Annotated in this window: 16 protein-coding genes; 9 read left to right on the top strand and 7 right to left on the bottom strand. The window is 55.7% G+C overall.

Annotation, left to right across the window (positions count from 1 at the left end; all coding sequences use genetic code 11):
• Positions 1–12 precede the first annotated feature (12 nt).
• Genes traA through FIV03_RS30570 form a run of 5 tightly spaced genes read left to right on the top strand, consistent with a single transcriptional unit; the run spans position 13 to position 6,099 of the window.
• The gene (gene traA, locus FIV03_RS30590) at positions 13–3,390 is read left to right on the top strand and encodes a Ti-type conjugative transfer relaxase TraA (RefSeq protein WP_152508012.1); all 3,378 of its coding nucleotides are present in this window, start codon (positions 13–15) and stop codon (positions 3,388–3,390) included.
• Positions 3,390–3,944, top strand: coding sequence for a conjugative transfer signal peptidase TraF (traF, locus tag FIV03_RS30585; protein ID WP_077294863.1), 555 nt, complete (start codon positions 3,390–3,392; stop codon positions 3,942–3,944). Before traA ends, traF begins: the two co-directional genes overlap by 1 nt.
• Positions 3,865–5,103, top strand: a complete 1,239-nt coding sequence (locus FIV03_RS30580) for a conjugal transfer protein TraB (protein WP_077294757.1) — start codon at positions 3,865–3,867, stop codon at positions 5,101–5,103. Before traF ends, FIV03_RS30580 begins: the two co-directional genes overlap by 80 nt.
• 4 nt (positions 5,104–5,107) lie before the next feature.
• The gene (locus tag FIV03_RS30575; protein WP_062492152.1) at positions 5,108–5,734 is read left to right on the top strand and encodes a TraH family protein; all 627 of its coding nucleotides are present in this window, start codon (positions 5,108–5,110) and stop codon (positions 5,732–5,734) included.
• On the top strand, positions 5,731–6,099 hold the full coding sequence (locus FIV03_RS30570; protein WP_062492154.1) for a thermonuclease family protein: 369 nt from the start codon (positions 5,731–5,733) through the stop codon (positions 6,097–6,099). Before FIV03_RS30575 ends, FIV03_RS30570 begins: the two co-directional genes overlap by 4 nt.
• Here FIV03_RS30570 and FIV03_RS30565 read toward each other — a convergent pair.
• The 4 genes from FIV03_RS30565 to FIV03_RS30550 all read right to left on the bottom strand — a co-directional run bounded on the left by FIV03_RS30565 (position 6,096) and on the right by FIV03_RS30550 (position 10,426).
• Positions 6,096–6,320: a helix-turn-helix transcriptional regulator gene (locus tag FIV03_RS30565; protein ID WP_062492156.1), complete on the bottom strand. Its 225-nt coding sequence runs from the start codon at positions 6,318–6,320 to the stop codon at positions 6,096–6,098. The genes FIV03_RS30570 and FIV03_RS30565 overlap by 4 nt on opposite strands.
• 314 nt (positions 6,321–6,634) lie before the next feature.
• Positions 6,635–7,351 (bottom strand): hypothetical protein, encoded by a 717-nt coding sequence (locus FIV03_RS30560; RefSeq protein ID WP_152508014.1) that lies wholly within the window; start codon positions 7,349–7,351, stop codon positions 6,635–6,637.
• On the bottom strand, positions 7,352–10,204 hold the full coding sequence (locus FIV03_RS30555; protein ID WP_209171745.1) for an N-6 DNA methylase: 2,853 nt from the start codon (positions 10,202–10,204) through the stop codon (positions 7,352–7,354).
• 27 nt (positions 10,205–10,231) lie between these two features.
• Positions 10,232–10,426: a hypothetical protein gene (locus FIV03_RS30550; RefSeq protein WP_062492162.1), complete on the bottom strand. Its 195-nt coding sequence runs from the start codon at positions 10,424–10,426 to the stop codon at positions 10,232–10,234.
• A 596-nt stretch (positions 10,427–11,022) separates the two neighbouring features.
• Here FIV03_RS30550 and FIV03_RS30545 point away from each other — a divergent pair.
• From FIV03_RS30545 to FIV03_RS30530, 4 genes are all read left to right on the top strand, one after another.
• Positions 11,023–11,985, top strand: a complete 963-nt coding sequence (locus FIV03_RS30545; RefSeq protein ID WP_088665295.1) for a radical SAM protein — start codon at positions 11,023–11,025, stop codon at positions 11,983–11,985.
• Positions 11,982–12,566 carry a 3'-5' exonuclease gene (locus FIV03_RS30540; RefSeq protein ID WP_062492232.1) on the top strand — a complete coding sequence of 195 codons (585 nt, stop codon included), beginning with the start codon at positions 11,982–11,984 and terminating at the stop codon, positions 12,564–12,566. Before FIV03_RS30545 ends, FIV03_RS30540 begins: the two co-directional genes overlap by 4 nt.
• Positions 12,563–13,147 carry an AAA family ATPase gene (locus FIV03_RS30535; RefSeq protein WP_152508015.1) on the top strand — a complete coding sequence of 195 codons (585 nt, stop codon included), beginning with the start codon at positions 12,563–12,565 and terminating at the stop codon, positions 13,145–13,147. The genes FIV03_RS30540 and FIV03_RS30535 overlap by 4 nt, the downstream gene beginning before the upstream one ends.
• Before the next feature lie 64 nt (positions 13,148–13,211).
• Positions 13,212–14,642, top strand: coding sequence for an HD domain-containing protein (locus FIV03_RS30530; protein WP_062492166.1), 1,431 nt, complete (start codon positions 13,212–13,214; stop codon positions 14,640–14,642).
• Positions 14,643–15,009: 367 nt separating this feature from the next.
• On the opposite strand, the gene FIV03_RS30525 is transcribed toward FIV03_RS30530, so the two are convergent.
• The 3 genes from FIV03_RS30525 to FIV03_RS30515 form a co-directional block, all read right to left on the bottom strand.
• Positions 15,010–15,855, bottom strand: coding sequence for a DUF1194 domain-containing protein (locus FIV03_RS30525; RefSeq protein WP_152508016.1), 846 nt, complete (start codon positions 15,853–15,855; stop codon positions 15,010–15,012).
• Between the two features lie 27 nt (positions 15,856–15,882).
• On the bottom strand, positions 15,883–16,263 hold the full coding sequence (locus tag FIV03_RS30520; protein WP_152508017.1) for a YkvA family protein: 381 nt from the start codon (positions 16,261–16,263) through the stop codon (positions 15,883–15,885).
• Between the two features lie 341 nt (positions 16,264–16,604).
• Positions 16,605–18,029, bottom strand: a complete 1,425-nt coding sequence (locus FIV03_RS30515) for an ISNCY family transposase (RefSeq protein ID WP_152508018.1) — start codon at positions 18,027–18,029, stop codon at positions 16,605–16,607.
• Between the last annotated feature and the right edge of the window lie 128 nt (positions 18,030–18,157).

Below are 18,157 nucleotides of genomic sequence, written 5' to 3'. Positions count from 1 at the left end.
TCAGCGCCCTCCATGGCCATCTATCATTTCCATGTTCAGGTGATCTCCCGGAGCGAAGGCCGGTCGAGTGTCGCGGCGGCGGCATACCGGCATCGTACCCAGATGACGGTATCGAACGATCTGGACCACAAGAAATTCAACTACGCCCATAAGGACGGCGATCTGGTTCATGAGGAACTGGCGCTGCCGGATCAGACGCCACAGTGGTTCCGGACACTGATCGACGGGCGGAGTGTCGCCGGCGCGAGCGAGGCTCTTTGGAATGCGGTCGAGGCGCATGAGACCCGCGCCAATGCGCAGCTTGCCCGCGAGATCGTGTTCGCGCTGCCGTCGGAATTGAGCCGCGAAGAGAACGTTGCCCTCGTCCAAGGCTATGTCCGCGAAGCCTTCACATCGAGAGGCATGATTGCGGATTGGGTCTATCACGACAAAGAAAACAATCCGCATGTCCATGTCATGCTGACGATGGCTCCTTTGACGGAGGCGGGGTTCGGGTCGAAGTGGGAAACGCTTCTCGATGCGAAAGGAGAACCGGTTCGGGCGGGAGGTCAGAAGAACGGCAAGATCCAGTACAAGGCATGGGCTGGCGACAAGGAAACGCTGAAACAGTGGCGGGAGCTTTGGGCCACGCATGCAAACAAGAGTTTGGAGCAAGCCGGCCAGGAAACGCGGATCGATCACCGCAGCTATGAGGCTCAGGGGATCGAGCTTCGCCCGACATCCAAGATCGGAGTTCAGGCTCGCAACATTGCCAAAGAAGCCAAAGCCCAAGGACGTGAAGCCGATCTGGAACGAGCGGTCTGGCATGCGGAAAGTTGCCTGGAGAACGTTCGGCGTATCAAACGCCGCCCGGAAATTGTCATTGATGCGATCACACGCGAGAAGAGCGTTTTCGATGAGCGGGACATTGCAAAATACCTTCATCGCTATGTGGACGATCCGGGTAAGTTCCAGGACCTGCTGGCGCGCGTTCTGAATTCCCCGGATGTCGTGAAGCTCGCCGTCGAAGCGGTTGATCCGGAAACCTGCGAAATGGAACCGGCGAAGCTCACCAGCCGGGAGATGATGCGGCTCGAATCGGAGATGGCGCGGCGGGCCGATCACCTTGTTTCCGCTTCCTCCCATGGCGTCGATGAGCGGTCTCGCGCCGCGGTCCTTTCCAAGATCCAGCAGCTTTCCGATGAACAGCGTGTTGCGATTGAGCGCATCACGGCCGATGAGCGAATGGCGTCCGTTGTCGGCCGGGCAGGGGCGGGCAAGACCACGATGATGAAAGCCGCCCGTCAGGTCTGGGAGTCGAACGGCTATCATGTCGCCGGCGCCGCCCTGGCGGGCAAGGCGGCCGAGGGGCTGGAGAAGGAAGCTGGAATCGCATCGCGCACCCTGGCGTCCTGGCAATTGTCGTGGGCGCGGGGTGAGGGGCTTCCGGATAGAAAGACCGTGTTTGTGATTGATGAGGCGGGCATGGTCGATAGTCGGCAGATGTGCGTCTTTGTCGAGACGATCGCGAAGGCCGGAGCCAAGCTCATTCTGATCGGGGACGCGGAGCAGCTGCAGCCGATCGAAGCCGGTGCCGCGTTTCGGTCCCTGACGGGCCGAACGGGCTACGCGGAACTTGGCACGATCTACCGTCAGCGCGAACAGTGGATGCGCGATGCGTCCATGGATCTTGCACGGGGCGATGTCGCCAAAGCGATCAACGCGTATCGCGCCAACGGTCACGTTGTCAGCATGCCGCTCAAGGATCAGGTCATCAAAGGCATGATCGATGACTGGTCGGCCGACTACGATCCCTCGAAGTCGATGCTGATGCTTGCCCATCTTCGAGCTGATGTTTTTGAGCTCAACAAGTTGGCACGCGCCACGCTCATTGAACGCGGTCTGATTGAGGAAGGGCACAAGTTCCGTACCGAGGACGGCGAACGGTTCTTTGCTGCTGGCGATCAGATCGTGTTCCTGAAGAACGACCGAGACCTAAACGTCAAGAACGGCATGATCGGCCGCGTGGTCGAAGCGGGTGAGGGGCGCATTGTTGCAGAGATCGGGGCTGTTGGTGGTAGTGGGGGATCGGATCAAACCCGGCGCGTCGAGGTCAACCAGAAGACCTATCGCAATGTCGATCACGGCTATGCGACGACGATCCACAAATCTCAAGGCGCGACCGTCGACAAGGTCAAGGTTCTGGCAACGCTTTCGCTGGACCGGCATCTGACCTATGTCGCGATGACCAGGCACCGGGAAGACGTGAAGCTCTATCACGGAGCGTTGTCGTTTGCGAAGAATGGCGGCCTGGTCGAGGTTCTTTCCAAGAAAGGTGCCAAGGATACGACGCTCGATTATGCGGGCTCGGAACTCTATGCCCAGGCGCTCAGCTACGCGGGCAGTCGGGGTCTCTACGGACTTCGGGTTGCGAAGGCCATGGTGCAGAACCAGCGCCGTTGGTTTGGCGAGCAAAGGGCGAAGCTCTTGGCGCTCGGCGAGCGGCTTGCCGTGCTCGGCGCAAAGCTTGGCATTGGTTCACGCGGTCTTGCCACAAACGCACTTACCGTCCAAACAGAGCCACGCGAACAGGCGGCCCCGCTGCAGCCCTGGATCAAAGGCGTTGAGGAATGGGCACTATCCGTCACTGAGACTGTGGAGGCCAAATTGCAGTCCGATGCAACGTTGACAGCCCATTGGGTTGAAATCCAGAACCGCGCCCGTCTCGTCTATGAGCAGCCGGACGAGGCCGTAAAGTCGATGCGGATCGATGACATCGTGAAATCGAGTGGCGCTGAGCAGGTGTCCGCCCGCGATAAGCTCGCTGAAGAATTGGCGAATGCGCCCGAACAGTTCGGATCGCTACGCGGCAAGACGGGAATGCTTGCGGGCAAGTCCGCTCGCGAAGCTCGCGAGCAGGCGTTGAACAACGTTCCGCAGCTCAGCGACGATGTGAAAAACTACATCCGTCTCAGGGCCGAGATCGGAGACTTGCGCACGGTGGAGTTGGAACGGGAGCGGGATCTGTCGCGCGTCGATGTGCCGGCGCTGTCGCCGGCGGCCGATGGCGTCTTGTCGCGGATCCGCGATGCCATCGACCGCAACGACCTGAATGCGGGCCTGTCCTTCCTTCTGGCGGACAAGATGGTCGAGGCCGAGCTCGGTGAAGTCGCCGCGAAGCTGGACCAGAGGTTCGGCGAGAGAACGTTCATGGCCGGTCTCAAACCGGAGGGGCCTGCCTTTGAAAAGGCCGCCGCCCGGGTTGCCGATGAAGATCGGAGCAAGCTTGCGGATGCATGGCCGAAGTTCAACGCGCTGCAGAAAGTCGATGCAAAGAAGCGTTCCCAGGAGAAAGCTCAAGCGCAGGTGTTGAAAAAGGAACAGGTCAAAGATCAGGGCATGACCCGGTGATAGAGAAGGCGCGGCGACGGGGCAAGCGGAAAGCCTTGGCAATCCTGTCGCTGGCCGGATTAGCGATTGGCGGCATTGCCGCCGCCGGTTTTCTCGGCGGCTACCGGATCAACACCACACCGAGTTTCCCACTCGGACTTTGGCGGATCGAGGAACTGTCCAGGGAAGCTCGCCGGGGGGACACCTTGTTCATCTGTCCGCCGGCGAATTCGCCGGCGATCGAACTGGCGCGCGATCGGCTCTATCTTCCTGCAGGTTTGTGCAACGGCGGCATGGCACCGCTCATCAAAACCGTTGTGGCCTTGCCGGGACAGACCGTCACCATCGAGGGCAATCAGGTTGCCGTCGATGGCGAGCTCCTGGCGCATTCTTCCATCCAGGCGAAGGACGAGCAGGGGCGTCCATTGACCGCCTATGCCGGGGGTATCGTTCCGGCGGGCGATATCTTTGTTCATTCCGATTACGTGGCTTCTTATGATTCAAGATATTTTGGCCCCATCCCGGCGAGCGGCATTCTCGGCCTGGCGCGAGAAGTGCTCACCTTCCAGCCCTAAATTCGCGCGGGGTCTGCTTTGCGTCCTGGGAGGCATTGCGACCGGCACAATCGGCTGGTCCGGCAACGTGCTTCTGCTGCCGGCCGGAATGCTGTTTCCGGCTTTCTGGGCCTATTCTCCGTCCCGATCCGTGGCGGCGCTGGTGGCAGCGGCGCACTTCCTCGGAGCCTCACGAGGCTTGCCGCAGGGCGCGTCCATATTCTTCGGATCCCAATATGCTATCGGAATCGGCCTTTGGTTCGCAGCGTCTCTCGTCTTTGTCGCCGTCTATTCCGCGCTGTGGTCGGGCCGATCCGGTTGGCCGCGAATGCTGCGGTATCTAATCGCAAGCGTTCTGATGAGCTTGCCACCCTTCGGAATCATGGGTTGGGCCAGCCCGATCACTGCGGCCGGCGTGCTCTTTCCGGGATGGAGCTGGTTCGGACTGGCAGCGACCGCGATCCTGTTGCTCATGATGACCACAAGCCTTTGGAGGATCGCGGTCCCGATTGTCGCCGGATGTGCTGCTTGGTCCGCCGCATTCTGGACGGACCCGAACGTAATTGAGGGTTGGACCGGCATCAACACCACTTTCCGCTATGAAGGGGCTGGACAGCACGCCGGTTATGAGCAGCAGCAGGAAACAATCGCCATGGTTCGCAAGGCGGCCGGGCAGGGGGCTAAGGTAGCGGTCCTGCCCGAGAGCGCTTTAGGACTATGGACTCCGACGACGGAACGGCTCTGGACAGATGCTTTGTCGGATCTGTCAGTGACCGTGATCGGGGGCGCCGCGGCCATTCAAAAGAGCGGCTATGACACGGTGATGGTGGAGATCGCGAAGTCGGACACGCGGATCCTCTATCGCGAACGCATGCCGGTCCCGGTTTCCATGTGGCAGCCTTGGCGCCGGCTCACAGGAGACGGCGGCGGAGCCAACGCCTACATATTCTACAATCCAGTTATGCCTGTCGCGGGCTATCGCGCAGCGCCGTTGATCTGCTACGAGCAGTTGATTATCTGGCCTGTCCTGCAATCCATGGCTTTGAACGCCGATATCATCGTGGCGATCGCCAACGGCTGGTGGACCGGCGGAAGCAACATTACCGCTATTCAGCGTGCCAGCGTCACAGCCTGGGCAAAGCTGTTCGATGTTCCGCTGGTGATCGCATTCAACGAGTGAAGCCATGATAGATGCCGCCCTGATAGAACAGTGTGCCGACCCTTCCTTGACCCCTGCCATCGTTGAAGAGTTCATTGCGGCGGCAGGATCAGAAGATCCGTTGAACGTGACCGTTCGTGCCGGATCGAAGACGTTTCTGGTGCCGAAGGTCAAATCACCCGAAGAAGCGATGAAGCTGGTTCAGGATCACCTCGGCAAAGCCGTCGTGCGCGTCGGGCTCACGCAATACCCCGTTGGAATTGGCGTCACCGACAAGTCCCAGGTCACCGCGGATGTGTTCGACACCTGCAACAACATCAAAATCGGGACCGCGCTGTTCGCCCGCGTCTATCGGGTCGTGACGAAGTGGTACGGCACGCCGGTTCAAGAGGCGTTCGAAGATGCCATCGAGGCATACCAGACCGGGTATTTCGACGGTGAGTATGTGTTCACGGCAAAAGACCCAGGAGAGAGCGTTGATCTGGCTGCTCCGGACCCGGCCGCCTCAGTGGAGGGAGCGCCGGCGCCAGAGGCTGACAATGCGAGTCCGGACCCCAGGAATGAACTCCGGCAACAGCTATGGGCGCAGGATCCAAACAAGGCGGACATTGGCGTTGATCTGTCCGGAATAGGGGACTTCAACAGAGAATGACCAGCCACATCGTTGTTGCCGTGTATCTCTGTGCTGCGACATGCCAGCCACAGCAATTGCGCGTTTGGGACGGTGACAGTTTCCTGATCGGCATGAAGCACGGCTCGGAGCGTGTGCGGGTTCTCGGCCTGGATACCGCCGAGATCGACGGAAAATGTTCCTATGAAATCCAGATGGCAAAGAAGGCCAAGCGCCGGCTCGCCGAGTTGGCGAACGGACAACGCATTCAGATCCTCCGAAATGGCAAGGACAAGTATGGCCGCACCCTCGCAAGGGTCTTGGTCAACGGCAACGACGTAAGCCAAATTCTCATCAACGAGGGGCTTGCCCGGCCGTGGCACGGACATCGCGAGCCGTGGTGCTAATCTTTCGGCTTCTTGATCCGTCGAAGAAACTCCATCGGATCCACGTTGAGCGCCAATGAAATCTGATAGATTGTAATAACGGTTGGGTTCCGTTTTCCGCGTTCCAGGCTGCTCAGATATTGCTGGCTGATGCCACTGATCGCCGCAATTTCCTTTTGCGTCATATTCCGCTCATCTCTTAGGCGGGTGAGATTTTTTCCGACGAGGCGGCGCATGTCCATGCGCTTTTGATTGGCAGCTTACAAAATTAGAGTTTATCAACTTCTCTATTCGTCAAACATGGGGATTGACGGGCGACCGTATTAAGAGACTTTTGCGCCTGCGTCGCCATTATTCACGTCATCATGTCGGCTTTCCGCAAATCTGTTTATTAAATGGCCTAGTTTTCAAGTTTCGTGCGAAATGTATTTGAACAACTTCGTCACGAATATACATAGATGGCAAACGAAATGTTTTTGATATTTTCAGCCACCGCTCCTATACTTATCCGCTAGTTGATTCACGTCTATTCGATGGTGAAATTGACCCGAGACGTTCACATCTCGACCCACAAATGACGAAGCTCAATTCTGTTTAGGTTGAGTTCTCGTTCGTGTTCGGATGATAGGACGGCGATACGCAGATTGGTGTCGTGGCTGACTAGATTCAGACGATCATCAAGACTCCAACCGGAAATACCAACACGAGATAGGGCGCGAATCCAGAAATCGAGTCGGTTGATCCAAGACACTATGCCGCCCGTCTGCACATAAGCGATCATGACTGCCTGTTCGTGCGCCGCGCCGTGCAATCCCGCCTTGAAGCGCTGTACGCCACCAGTGCTGCCGTTCGCAACGCGCAAATACTCACGCTTGTCTCGGTTCTTGCCCTTTGGTGTGGGAAGTCGTTTGCATTCAATTGGAAGAAGCGTATCAAAATCGTCATGCCGGCGTCCTTCAATCCAGATGACCTCTCCCGCTGGCGCTGCAACGAGATCAATTCGGCGCGAAAGCTTCGTTTCGTCGGGCTCTTCGATGCGGAACTGGAGAACGTCCCAGCCGGGAGATTTTCGGGTGGTGCCGTTAAGGTGAGCGCAGAGTTGCGAGGTTAGTTGTGTTTCAGAATCCGCAGTTGGTCGACCACCACGATCCCGCCAGCTCGGCAATTCTTCCAGAATGAAAGTTATCAGTTGATGAAGCCAAGTCTTCGGACGATGTAGGTCGGGTGATAACCCCCCACTCTGAACATTAACTCCGTCAGAATCCGCCAGCATTCAAAATCCTTGCGCCCGAAGATCGGCCAATACGTCGTCGCTATCGCGCAATGCCACCGAACGTAGCCAGTAACGAAGACGATCCGGCTTCAGAAGGAAAATAAAATGCCCGTCATATATTCTTGCGATGCGTGTAATGGAAACCGACGTGCCCTTTTGTTCCCTTAGTAGAACATCAATCTTGTCGTGCAGCGTATCTTCGCCGTCCCAATCGATCACCCCAGTCCCAAACACGAAGGGCTGGCAGACGATTCCTGACCAGCGCCGCGGTGTCAGCGATATCAGCGGCTTTTCTTGATAAACTGTGTTGATCTGCTTGCAGAACAAACGTGCGAAGTCGTCAAGTACCTGGCAGGCATCCTCGCGTAAAAGACAAGACTCGTTGCCCTTGCGAACGAATTCTCGATACTGGTGGACGATATCCTCGGCAACAATTCGCTCATTGTCGCTGAGGTCGAGATCGCCATCCTCAGGAAATGGCAAAGCAAGCACATCAGCTCCGGCAATATTAGTCGCCTTCTGGGTGAAGAGCTTCGTGCTGATCCCAGCTGCATAGGCGCGCAACGCGATCGACTCAGTTTTGAGCCAGCGTGCAACTACCTCTAGATCGTCGCGGCCAGCCTTGGCGAATCCGACGATCTGGTTCTTAAAGGTGAGATACTCTTCAGACCAAATCGCATTTGGCAAATCTTCATGTTCGCGGACCAAGAGCATAGGCGGAGTGAAGAGTTCGGCCGAGCGAGGGCCCTCAATCGGCTTGTCTGGCACTACAGTGATTTGGCTTTTGTCGATGCCGGTCACGGAAAGAGCGGTCGAGGGCAGAAGTGGCTTGCCGATCAGGTGATCAGAGGGCCGGGATACACCCTTCTGGCCCTCAACGAACCCCTCGCGAACATGCCACCCTCGTTCAGCGGCATGCTGCTTAAGCGTACGATATTGCTTGAGCCTTTTGACGAGGCTGTAAGCGCGCGCCCCGCCCAAGAGACCCGAACGCCAAATTTCAGGTCCGGGTTCCGCGAGAACGTCACTGCGCGGTAGCCAATGCAAATCATAATAATCGATATCGAAACCTTGTTCGGCATCGGCACGACCAGCGCGACGAAAAACAGCGTGCAAGATTCTGCGGTTATTGGGTGGTTCAGCCGCATCCGCAACGACGGCGACAATTTTAGTGTCTGCGCCACCTTTGCTAAACAATCCACGAATCGACACAAAATCGAGGATTTCGCGCACATCCCAACGTGAAAAAAAGGCAGTGCGAACAGGTGCGGAGCTGGCGTTGTAGATCAGGTTATACTGTTGAAGCATGGAGAGCGTACCCCCAGGAACGAGAAGTTCCATGGCTTCATGCAAGAACAGGTACGCAATCTGCTTGTCTGCCCCAGTACCGATAGCTTCTGTGAAGCGCTGATAGCTTCGGATTGCACCTTGCGTCTTGAGGGCGGATACGAAGGGTGGATTACCAACAACGACGCCGATAGGGCCAACAATGCGTTTTTTCTCCTTTGCTTCAAAAAAGCAGGATTCTATTAGTGTACGGTCGTTTAGCTTTGGGAAAAGCTGAACACTTGCGCGGATATCTTCAGGCTCCAGCGCGTCGCATAGCGCCAGGCACAAGCTGAATGCTGCTAGCTCGATCGCGCCACCTTCGACATCAACCCCGCGAAGGCGTTCGACTAATGCGCGTAACACATGGACACCAGGTTTAGCCCAGCCGTTTCGGCTTCTCCAGTGCAGCACGAGGCGCTTGTAAGCCTCGACCAAGAAAATACCAGAGCCACATGCAGGATCGAGGATGAGTTCGTCTCGGTCGATCACCCGGTCAAGTCGTTGCCAGCTCAATGCCTCATCAAGCATGAGGCGGACAAGCGAAGGAGGTGTATAGACGGAGCTATCGGTGTCGGAAACGAATAGCTGATAGATATGGCTGATAACCTCGACGGGTAAATCGCGGAAAGAGTAGAGCGCCCAGAGGTTGAGCTGCCCTCCTGCTTCAACCCGCGCCTCTATCAGCGTGCTGAAACCTTGAAGTTCCGTGCTGTTCTCAAGTGCGGCGCGGTCCTCGTCGTGAATTCTGAAAATGTGGCCGTTGAAGCGCATTTCAAGAGATCGAAGAAGTTGTACAAGCGCAGGACCGTCCTCAAGAACATGAAAAAATCTCGTGGCACCTTCAGTAAATTGCCCGAAAAAGTCGGCTGGGAGAACGCCGCGTTCTTCCAGATAAGCAATGAGGAGTGAAAGGATAAGAAGGCGGCGTCGAAGCCCTGCGTTCAGTAGACCACTACTCTTCAGTCTAGAATGGAGGCCACTAACGGCATCGACAAGCAGGCGATGTGCCGATTTCGACGCGGATAGAAGTAGCTTGCAAGCTGCTGGATCATCCCAAAGCGTGCTGTTTCGCAGTCTTTCTGCGTCCCACCAAGCTTCTTTTGCAACTATACGTGAAGCGAGTCCCAGTGTTTTAACTGGTTTGCAGACTAGATCTCCCGAAGCCGAAATGAAATCGGCCTTGTGGGCGCATCGGAAGAGCTGCACCAGGCCTGGTATCCGCCGATAAAGGAGTGGAACGCCGCCCCAACTCCAGATTCGTTTGTGCAACTCCGCAAACGCCGGATTATTAGCAGGCCCATCATCGACGAATAAGAACGCTTGCGGTGCCCCCGGCCTGCCTTGTTTCCCCGCTTCGAAAAACACCGCGTAGGCGCCATATGAGGCGGCCTTCTCCATGGTCACAACTTCTTCGGGCGGACGGCCATCAGGCAAATATCCTGCGACCCGAACTAGACCATCAATCTGGACACTGCTGACATCCAGATGCTCAATCCAAGCCGTTTTCGCGCCGCTGACGGACATACTATATTCCGCTTTTGATCGGCTGCATCAGGACTTACGATTGTCTTTGCTGAGTTCAAATCCTTCACGAAGCAAGTCAACCATCGTCATACCCTGGGCAACGGCATAACCTTTAAATGCCTTCTTGAAGTCGGCCGGAACCTTGAAATTCAGAGTTTCGAGCTTCTCTATGGAGTGACGGCTTGTAGAATTCAGCGCGTCCTTCGTTGTGTTGATCGCCATGACCACTTTCCTCTGCTCACCGCAAGCAGAGGAACGAATAACAGAATTCTGTATGGCCAGCAATCGGGCAATACAGAATGGCTGAAACAGCAGCGGAACTCTTTGTCGCGTCTGGATGGATGTGATTAAGGCGCGTAGCGGCCCTCTTCCTCAAAGCAGTCGCACCACATGTCGCGCTAAAACGTGTCACATGACAATCTCCGTGACGATACTGTTCATGATCTACTAGTTTGCTCGCTAGCTGGTCCGTGTCTGGCGGTGAGAATATCCCGTTTGGATACATGCTTCTCTGCGTGGTCGATGCGAGGTCGCTTCGAAGGAACATCGCAGCATAGAGTGATGGTGGTTGATGTTTCCTCGCGGCTAACTTGTGTTTTCCTGTGTTGCAGTTCACTGTCCGACTGTGGGTTTGGGAGGTACACGTGACAAAAGCAGAATTCTTAAATTTGAAGTCCGTGCGCCCTGCGCCGGATGATCTACCTCGAAGCCTTCGGAATTTCATTGACTATCGAAAGTCGGGCTTAAGTCTCAATCACATCGTCGGGTGTCCTCTGGATTGTGGCTACTGCGTACGCCACTTGTTCGAGAATTTTTCGATGAAGCGACCCCACCTCATCGTCGATGACGAAATCGCCGTGCAGGAACTCATCGGCCATTGGGCGTTTCGTGCTCACACGACTCCGATTCAGATTTTCAACCGAGCTACGGACCCCTTCCTGCCTGGTGTGAAGACGCATCTTTTCAAGACCCTCGAAGCTCTGGATAGGCGAGGGCTCAGCAATCCAGTCCTGGTTATCACCCGATGGCGAATTGATCGATCAGACGTTGAGCGTCTTGAAGCTCTCAAGAACCTGCAACTGACGATCTTGGTCACCTGGTCAGGGATCCATGACGAACGTGTGGAGCCAGTACCGTCGGCGATAGCCGCAGGAAGCTTGGAAGTGCTGGCTAAATCGGCGTCTCGTGTGAAGAAGATCCTCTACTGGCGCCCGATTATCTCGGGTCTAAATGATACGATCGACCACTTCGCGTCTGCACGCCGGCTTTCTGAGTTAGCGGATGCGACGGTTTTCACGGGCCTCTTTTACCGGAAAGAAATCCAGGCCTATTTTCGAGAAGCCGGGGTGCCTGACCTTTACACGGATTTGGCCCGACGAAAGATTTTACCACGTGATACCGAAAGTCGAATTTTGGCCCATTTCGAAGGGCGCCCGATCTTCCGCAAAACGTCATGCGGGGTCGCCTTCGCCCACGGGACACCAGATTTTAATGGTCATTTCGGCATCAGCGAAATTTGTAGCATCTGTCCCGAGGGCCAACGTGAGATCTGCAGTAAGCATCACCATAAACCTGACACTGAGGCTGTTCGAAGCCTCGCTCGTAGCGTCTCGCTGGCGGACCTAAATGGAATCGAGATTTCTGATCGTCGGATCGTAGTCAGTGGCAGCACCGAAGCGCAACGCTACTTCATGCAGCATACATTAAATTTCCAAGTCCACGACCGGGCGCAGCCGCATAGGCAGCATCGGCATGGGCGTGCGGAGATCGGATGGGAATGATTTGGGAAAAGACCTGGGTCGTCGACGTGGAAGGCAACGGAGCTACCCCTCCAGAGATTGTCGAGATCGCGTTGCTGGAACTCGTTGAACTCCGTCCCACCGGCCGAGAATTTCACTGGCTGATCAAGCCTGAGCAGCCAATCGCCGCGGTCGTGACTAGGATTCACGGCCTCTCCGACGATGTCGTAGCCGGTGCGCCGAGTATCGACGACATTGCTGACGACGTCGTCACATGGACTGACGGATGTGTGATCGTCGGTCACAACGTCCGGGTAGAGCTTGATGCTATAAGCCGATCGATTCCAGGATGGCAGCCATCCGCTGCAATCGATACTTTGAAGCTCGCGCGTTCCCTCCGCCCGGGCCTTTCCTCATACAGTTTGGAAAACCTCGGCGCCGCTCTCAAGTTGACGACCGAGGCAAAGCGGCAAACAGGCTTGAAACACCATTCCGCTCAATTTGACGTTGCGCTGACGGCCTTGTTGTTCGTTGAACTTCTAGGGCCGCTCGATCGCGCCGATCGTGATCTCCGTGTACGGGAAGCCGATATACTTTTCAAATCGCAGGAGAGCTTTTTGTGAGCGCGAGGAAAGTTAAAATCGGAATAGCCGGCACACATTCGACCGGAAAGTCAACTTTCCTGGAGCAACTGGACGCTCGCCTATCGACCGAAGGGGTGACCATCGGTCGGGTAGATGACCTCGCTACGGCGGCACGGGACCGCGGCTTTCCGATCCTAACCCAGCACAATTTCGAAAGCACACTATGGATCATGGCGGAGGGCATGAGGCAGGAAGCTGAAGCTGCCTTGCACTGCGAGGTCGTTCTTGTCGATCGTCCTGTTTTTGACGCGTTAGGCTATCTTTATGCCGCCCTCGAAATTTCGGACCGGTCTCTACCTGATCGTCAGCTCAACGAACTTCGCTCGATCGCTCTTGCTCATGCGGGTGACTATGATCTGCTTGTCATGACAGAACTCGATCCTGCAATTGGACTTGGTGAAGGACGGGATGGAAATCAGGAGTTTCGGGTCGCAGCCGCTAACAAGATCCGCGCGATCGCCGACGAGGCGGCTTTCGAATCTCTCATCCTGACCTCCACGAATAGCAATGAAGTCTTGGATCAAGTTCTCAAAAGCATCCGCACGCGCTTGGCAGAATAGGCGTGGCATGTTCGCCTAATGCAGTTGGTTACTACAATTCCGGAAATATCATGTTGGGGGGAAAATGCCGGAAATTTTGAACAAGGTTATCAAGGATCCGATCCACGGGTTTATCGATTTTTATGGAGAACGCGAAAATGAGCTCAAAAACTTGCTCTCTGATCCGTTCTTCCAGCGCCTGCGTCGTGTCAAGCAACTCGGCTTTTCCGATTACGTCTTTCCCTCGGCCGCTCACTCTCGCTTCTCACATTCACTTGGCGTTTACAAAATTGCAAAACGAATGCTGATGGTTATAGAGCCCGAAGGGGCTGACGGGAAATGGTCGCCCAAGGCCGAAGCTTGCCTGGCAGCCGCGTTGCTGCATGACGTCGGCCACGGCATGTTTAGCCACGCTTTCGAGAAGGCCATGGAATTCTTTCTGGCGCGCAACTCGCTCGAAGGCGAACGCGCGGAGAGCTTCGAAGCTGCCGTCGATCATGAGTCTGTTAGCCGAAAGATTATCACCGACTCTTCGATCGGCACGGCGCTAACTAAGTTTGGTGGTTCTGAATTTCCCGGCATGGTCCGTGACATCATTAAGAAGAAGGATGAAAACTGCGTCTATACGTCCATCGTTTCAAGTCAGCTTGACGCCGACAGGCTCGATTACGCGAAAAGGGACGCCTACTTCGCCGGTGTGTCCTCTGGAGGAATCGACCTTGATTGGCTCTTACGGAATTTTAAGCCAGGTCAGAACGGTGATGCTCAATTTCTCTATGTCGATAGCAAGGCCTATATCTCGCTCGAACAGTTCACAGTCACGTTGTTCCAGCTCTATCCAACCATCTATCTGCACAAGAAGACAAGGGGTCTGGAGTTCATGTTCGCCCAGCTCTTGAGCAAGGTTTTTCAGCTGATCGACTCAAATGAGGTGACAGCCACAGGTCTTTCGGAGAACCACCCATTTATTCGATTTTTTCGTGAGCCGGACAATCTCGACCACGCGCACCTTCTCGACGATACGCTCTTTTGGGGATCCCTCCATCTATTGCGCGAAGCGACTGATCCTTCTGTTAGCGACGTCGCGACGCGACTCTCGGACCGCCGGATTTTGCCAATGGTCGATATCTGGAAGGTAGCCGACGAAGCACTTGCCGCACGCGTCGGAACCAGCAAACTGACTGCACTATCACGCGTTCAGCTGATCGAAGGAATCTGTAAGGCTGTTGCCGAGAAGCTGCAGGCAGATTCCTCAATCTGGAGCGATAGCTGCTATTACGACACGTATAATCGGCCAATCTATAAGACGAGAGGTGTCGTCGGCGGCCATCCCCAGCAGATCAATGTGAGCGTCGGAGGCAAGATCTTAGATATTGCCTCCATCTCTCCTGTCGTCGCAAGCGCCGCATCTTTCAACATCCATCGCATTTACTATGACGATAAAAAGTCCCCGAAAGTGGATAACTTGAAGAGAGCAATTAGGGAGTTGATCGAGGCAGAGCTGAAAAACTTGTAAAGCCAGGCTCGGCTGTTGAACCGCTGACAAGTTCCTCCCGAGAAATACTTTGATCGGTCAGCAGGCGTGTTTCAGGCTCTGTAGGCGATGTCTTCATTTAAAAGAATGCGCGACGTTGAATGTAACGTTATAACTGTCAAAGCTGTTTAGAAACGCGACGTCGCTAGCCCGATAGAAATGCGACAGTCAGACTTTGCCGCTCGCTGAAGCGGCCAGCCCCCGATCCGACCGGCTGGGCCGGGTTGCAAGGGAGGTGAGGGGGCGGGTGATTGAGGACCTATTCGGACTTTGTCAGCCCGAACTCGTAATGCGGGCCATCTTGAAAGATTTTGAAGGTGCATAGCATCTTGGAATGAACGATTTGAGTTCATTCGTAGAATTCTCTTTGCCCAACTCTGCAATCGGCTGAAGTCCAATCTGATGCCGAAACGGTCACTAAATGTGGTCCGGCCGAAGCGACTTCCAAAATGAGCTTGCGCTTAATCCCTGCAACGAGACCGTCCGTGTTGCGAACTGGAAAGGCGAATGCGCCAGGACCGCCAATAACACAGCTCTCAAAATAGCGCATGAGTTCCACCTCACCGGATATCTCCGACGGAGCGGGATTGAGAAGCAAAGGCAGCGCGTTGATCGTAATCCCCTCAGCGATCACGGCGTCACGAGTTGGCACGATGTATGGCCCAGTAGTATTCGGCCCGTCGCCGGAAACATCGATGACTTTGCGCATGGCCTGATAGGACGATTTCGAGAGGAGCGATGCCGAAAAAAGCAATGCTTTGGAAATGGAAGTGTCGGTTCCTCCTGTCAGCGGCTTGGCCGCAAGGTCATCTGCGAAGCGCTGCGCTGTTTCCGAATTGTCGATTATCTGCCATGGCATAGTGAGAACTTGAAAGTCGGGTCCGGCCCATTCCACATAGGCAACGGCAATCCTGCCGGTCGCTCCAAGTTGGATCGCTGTTACAAAAAGCGGGTCTTTAATCGCAGCGACATATCCCGAGCGCTGGATTTCGAGCTCTTCACGGCTCATCGAACTCGATACGTCCACCGCCAAAACCAATTGCACATCCACCGGAATTGGTTCTGATTGAGCCCTCTGTGACTGGACAGACAGGACTGCACCTAGGGCAACGGTTAATGCGGCTGTTCGCGCCTGATAGAGGCGGTGTTTTTGCTTTTCTTTTCTGGCGGCTGTTCCTCTGGCGCGGTCGGTCATAGCGATGCTCCAAGCTGTGTCTGAATGCTATGTGGAAAAGTAACCGTGCAAGAACCAAATCGTAAGAGCAAATGCCACAACCCAGCATGCGATGATAATCGCGGCAGCGATACGGCTAACCGGTCGTTCGGCGGCAGCGGCTGCTAGTTCCCGGTGCTCCGCCATGATCTCGGGTGGAATGAGCTTAATGACGAAATAAATACCGAGCGGCAGAAGCACGACATCATCCAGGTAACCAAGTACGGGTATGAAGTCGGGGATTAGGTCAATGGGGGAAAGGGCATAGCCAGCAACGACAATGGCGAGGGCCTTCGCGTACCACGGAACACGCGGATCTCGGCTCGCGCTGCAAAGAGCAGCGACGTCGCGCTTTATGATCCGTGCCCAATCGCGAAGGTTCCAGCTCATTCGGTATTCTTGCTCGCCTGTGCTTTCTGAACGAGCGCATCCATATTATTCAGATAGCTGATTATGCGTTCATCATCCATATTGCGAGTTGACCAATATCTCAACTGCGCGCCGACTGGACTAACGAGGACGATCAGGACCAGTGCAAGACTTTCGAAGCTTATTCATAGCAAAGACGATCCAGCTGAAACTGAATGAAAATCTCAACGAAGATACCAGGCCGTCCCGTTTTCTGCGCCCGGCTGGGGCGGTTGTCCACCTGTGCTCAATACAGAAAATAGTGCATTGCAATATCCAGCTGCGCGTAGCATCACTTAGAGGATGGGACCGATATTGGCCGATCACTCCGCCGCTTCTATCCTCGCCAGCGCCTTCTTCCTTCTAGCATTCACTTCCGGATCATTCATGAAATCCGATCGGCGTCCGGGCTTGCGGCCACGCTTCTGATAGCCGTTGCTCACGCTGCCGTCCGGGATGCCGAACATGTGGTCCTTCTGACCGGCACGAGAGGGGCCATGCCGACGCCGGTGCTGCTCCCGGCCTTCCTGCATCTCGGCCACAACCGACAGAATGTCGTCCAACCGCTTGTTCTCAACAACCCTGGTTCTGTGAATTGACCGCAAGGTATCGAATGTTCTGTACGGGAGAAGGGTGCCCTCGTGCATGATCTCCAGGCGGCCGTCGGGATAGTCGCAGACGATCACCTTCTGGCGGGGCAGTATCTTGGCGTAATCCGTCGGATCCAGAATGAAAATCACCTTCTCATAGCGTAGCGTCAGAGCCTGTGACACCGTGCGGATCTCCTTCCGGCACATGGCGCCATCCAGGTTCTCATGATCGGCCAAGGGGCGATGCATGTCCTTCGGATTGCGCGGCTCCTTGCCAAAACGGTGGTTAAAATCCGCGATGAATTCCGGAGCGAAAGCGTTGGCCTCTTCAAGCGTGTTGATACCGCGCAAACGCAATTCCTTCACCAGCCGGTCCTGAAGAGTTCTGTTGGCGCGCTCGACCCGGCCTTTGGCTTGCGGGGTGTTGGCGCAGACGATGTCGATGTTAAGCTCGTAAAGAGCGCGGCCAAATTGCGTTAGCCCGCTGGTCCGGTCCATCTCGGACGCATGTGTGGTCCGGAAAACCCCGTGTTTGTCGCTGTAGAATGCAAGCGGCTTTCCCCATTGTTCCAGATAGGCCTTAGTTGCCAGGAGGTAGTCGAAGGTGTTCTCGGATAACGCAAAACGCAGATGTAGCAGCTTGCCGGTCGCGTCGTCGATGTAGACGAGCAAGGCACATTTGGGGCCGCGGTTCTCGAGCCACCAGTGATGCGAACCATCGATCTGGACGAGTTCACCGAGGCAATCGCGCCGGCCGCGCGGCTGAAAGATCCGCTGCTTGCGTTCGCGCCGCGACTTCCAAATACCAGCTTCCGTCATCCATTGGCGCAAGGTCTCTTTGCCGACGGCAATCTGATGAAGCTCAAGCAGCTTCTCACGGGCCAGGGTTGGACCGAAGTCGTGATAATGCTCGCGCACCAGGTCGAGGACGGCATTGCGAAACTCGTCGCTGTGACGGCGGTTGCTGGGACGGCCACGCTTGCCGGAAACAAGACCAGCGGCACCGTCACGCTCGTAAGCCTGCAAGAGCCGATGGACCTGGCTCCGGCTGAGGCTCAGAAGCCTGGCAGCGTCAACGATACTCAATCTTCGATCGCGGATCTTCTGGATGGCTTCCAGCCGGTTTAGTTCATGTTGCGACATGGTGATCAAAGACATTGCAGCTCCGTCAGCGCTTAGGCGTGCCGAAGCCAGTCTTCCTTCCAACGTTGATATTGACCAGCGTCAGACGGACGGGAGGTGTCGCATCTCTAACTGGCCCAAGTGTCGCATTACTAAATGGCTTG

The organism is Labrenzia sp. THAF187b (assembly GCF_009363375.1).
GTDB lineage: Bacteria > Pseudomonadota > Alphaproteobacteria > Rhizobiales > Stappiaceae > Roseibium > Roseibium algicola.
This window is presented reverse-complemented; position numbering and strand designations above follow the sequence as displayed.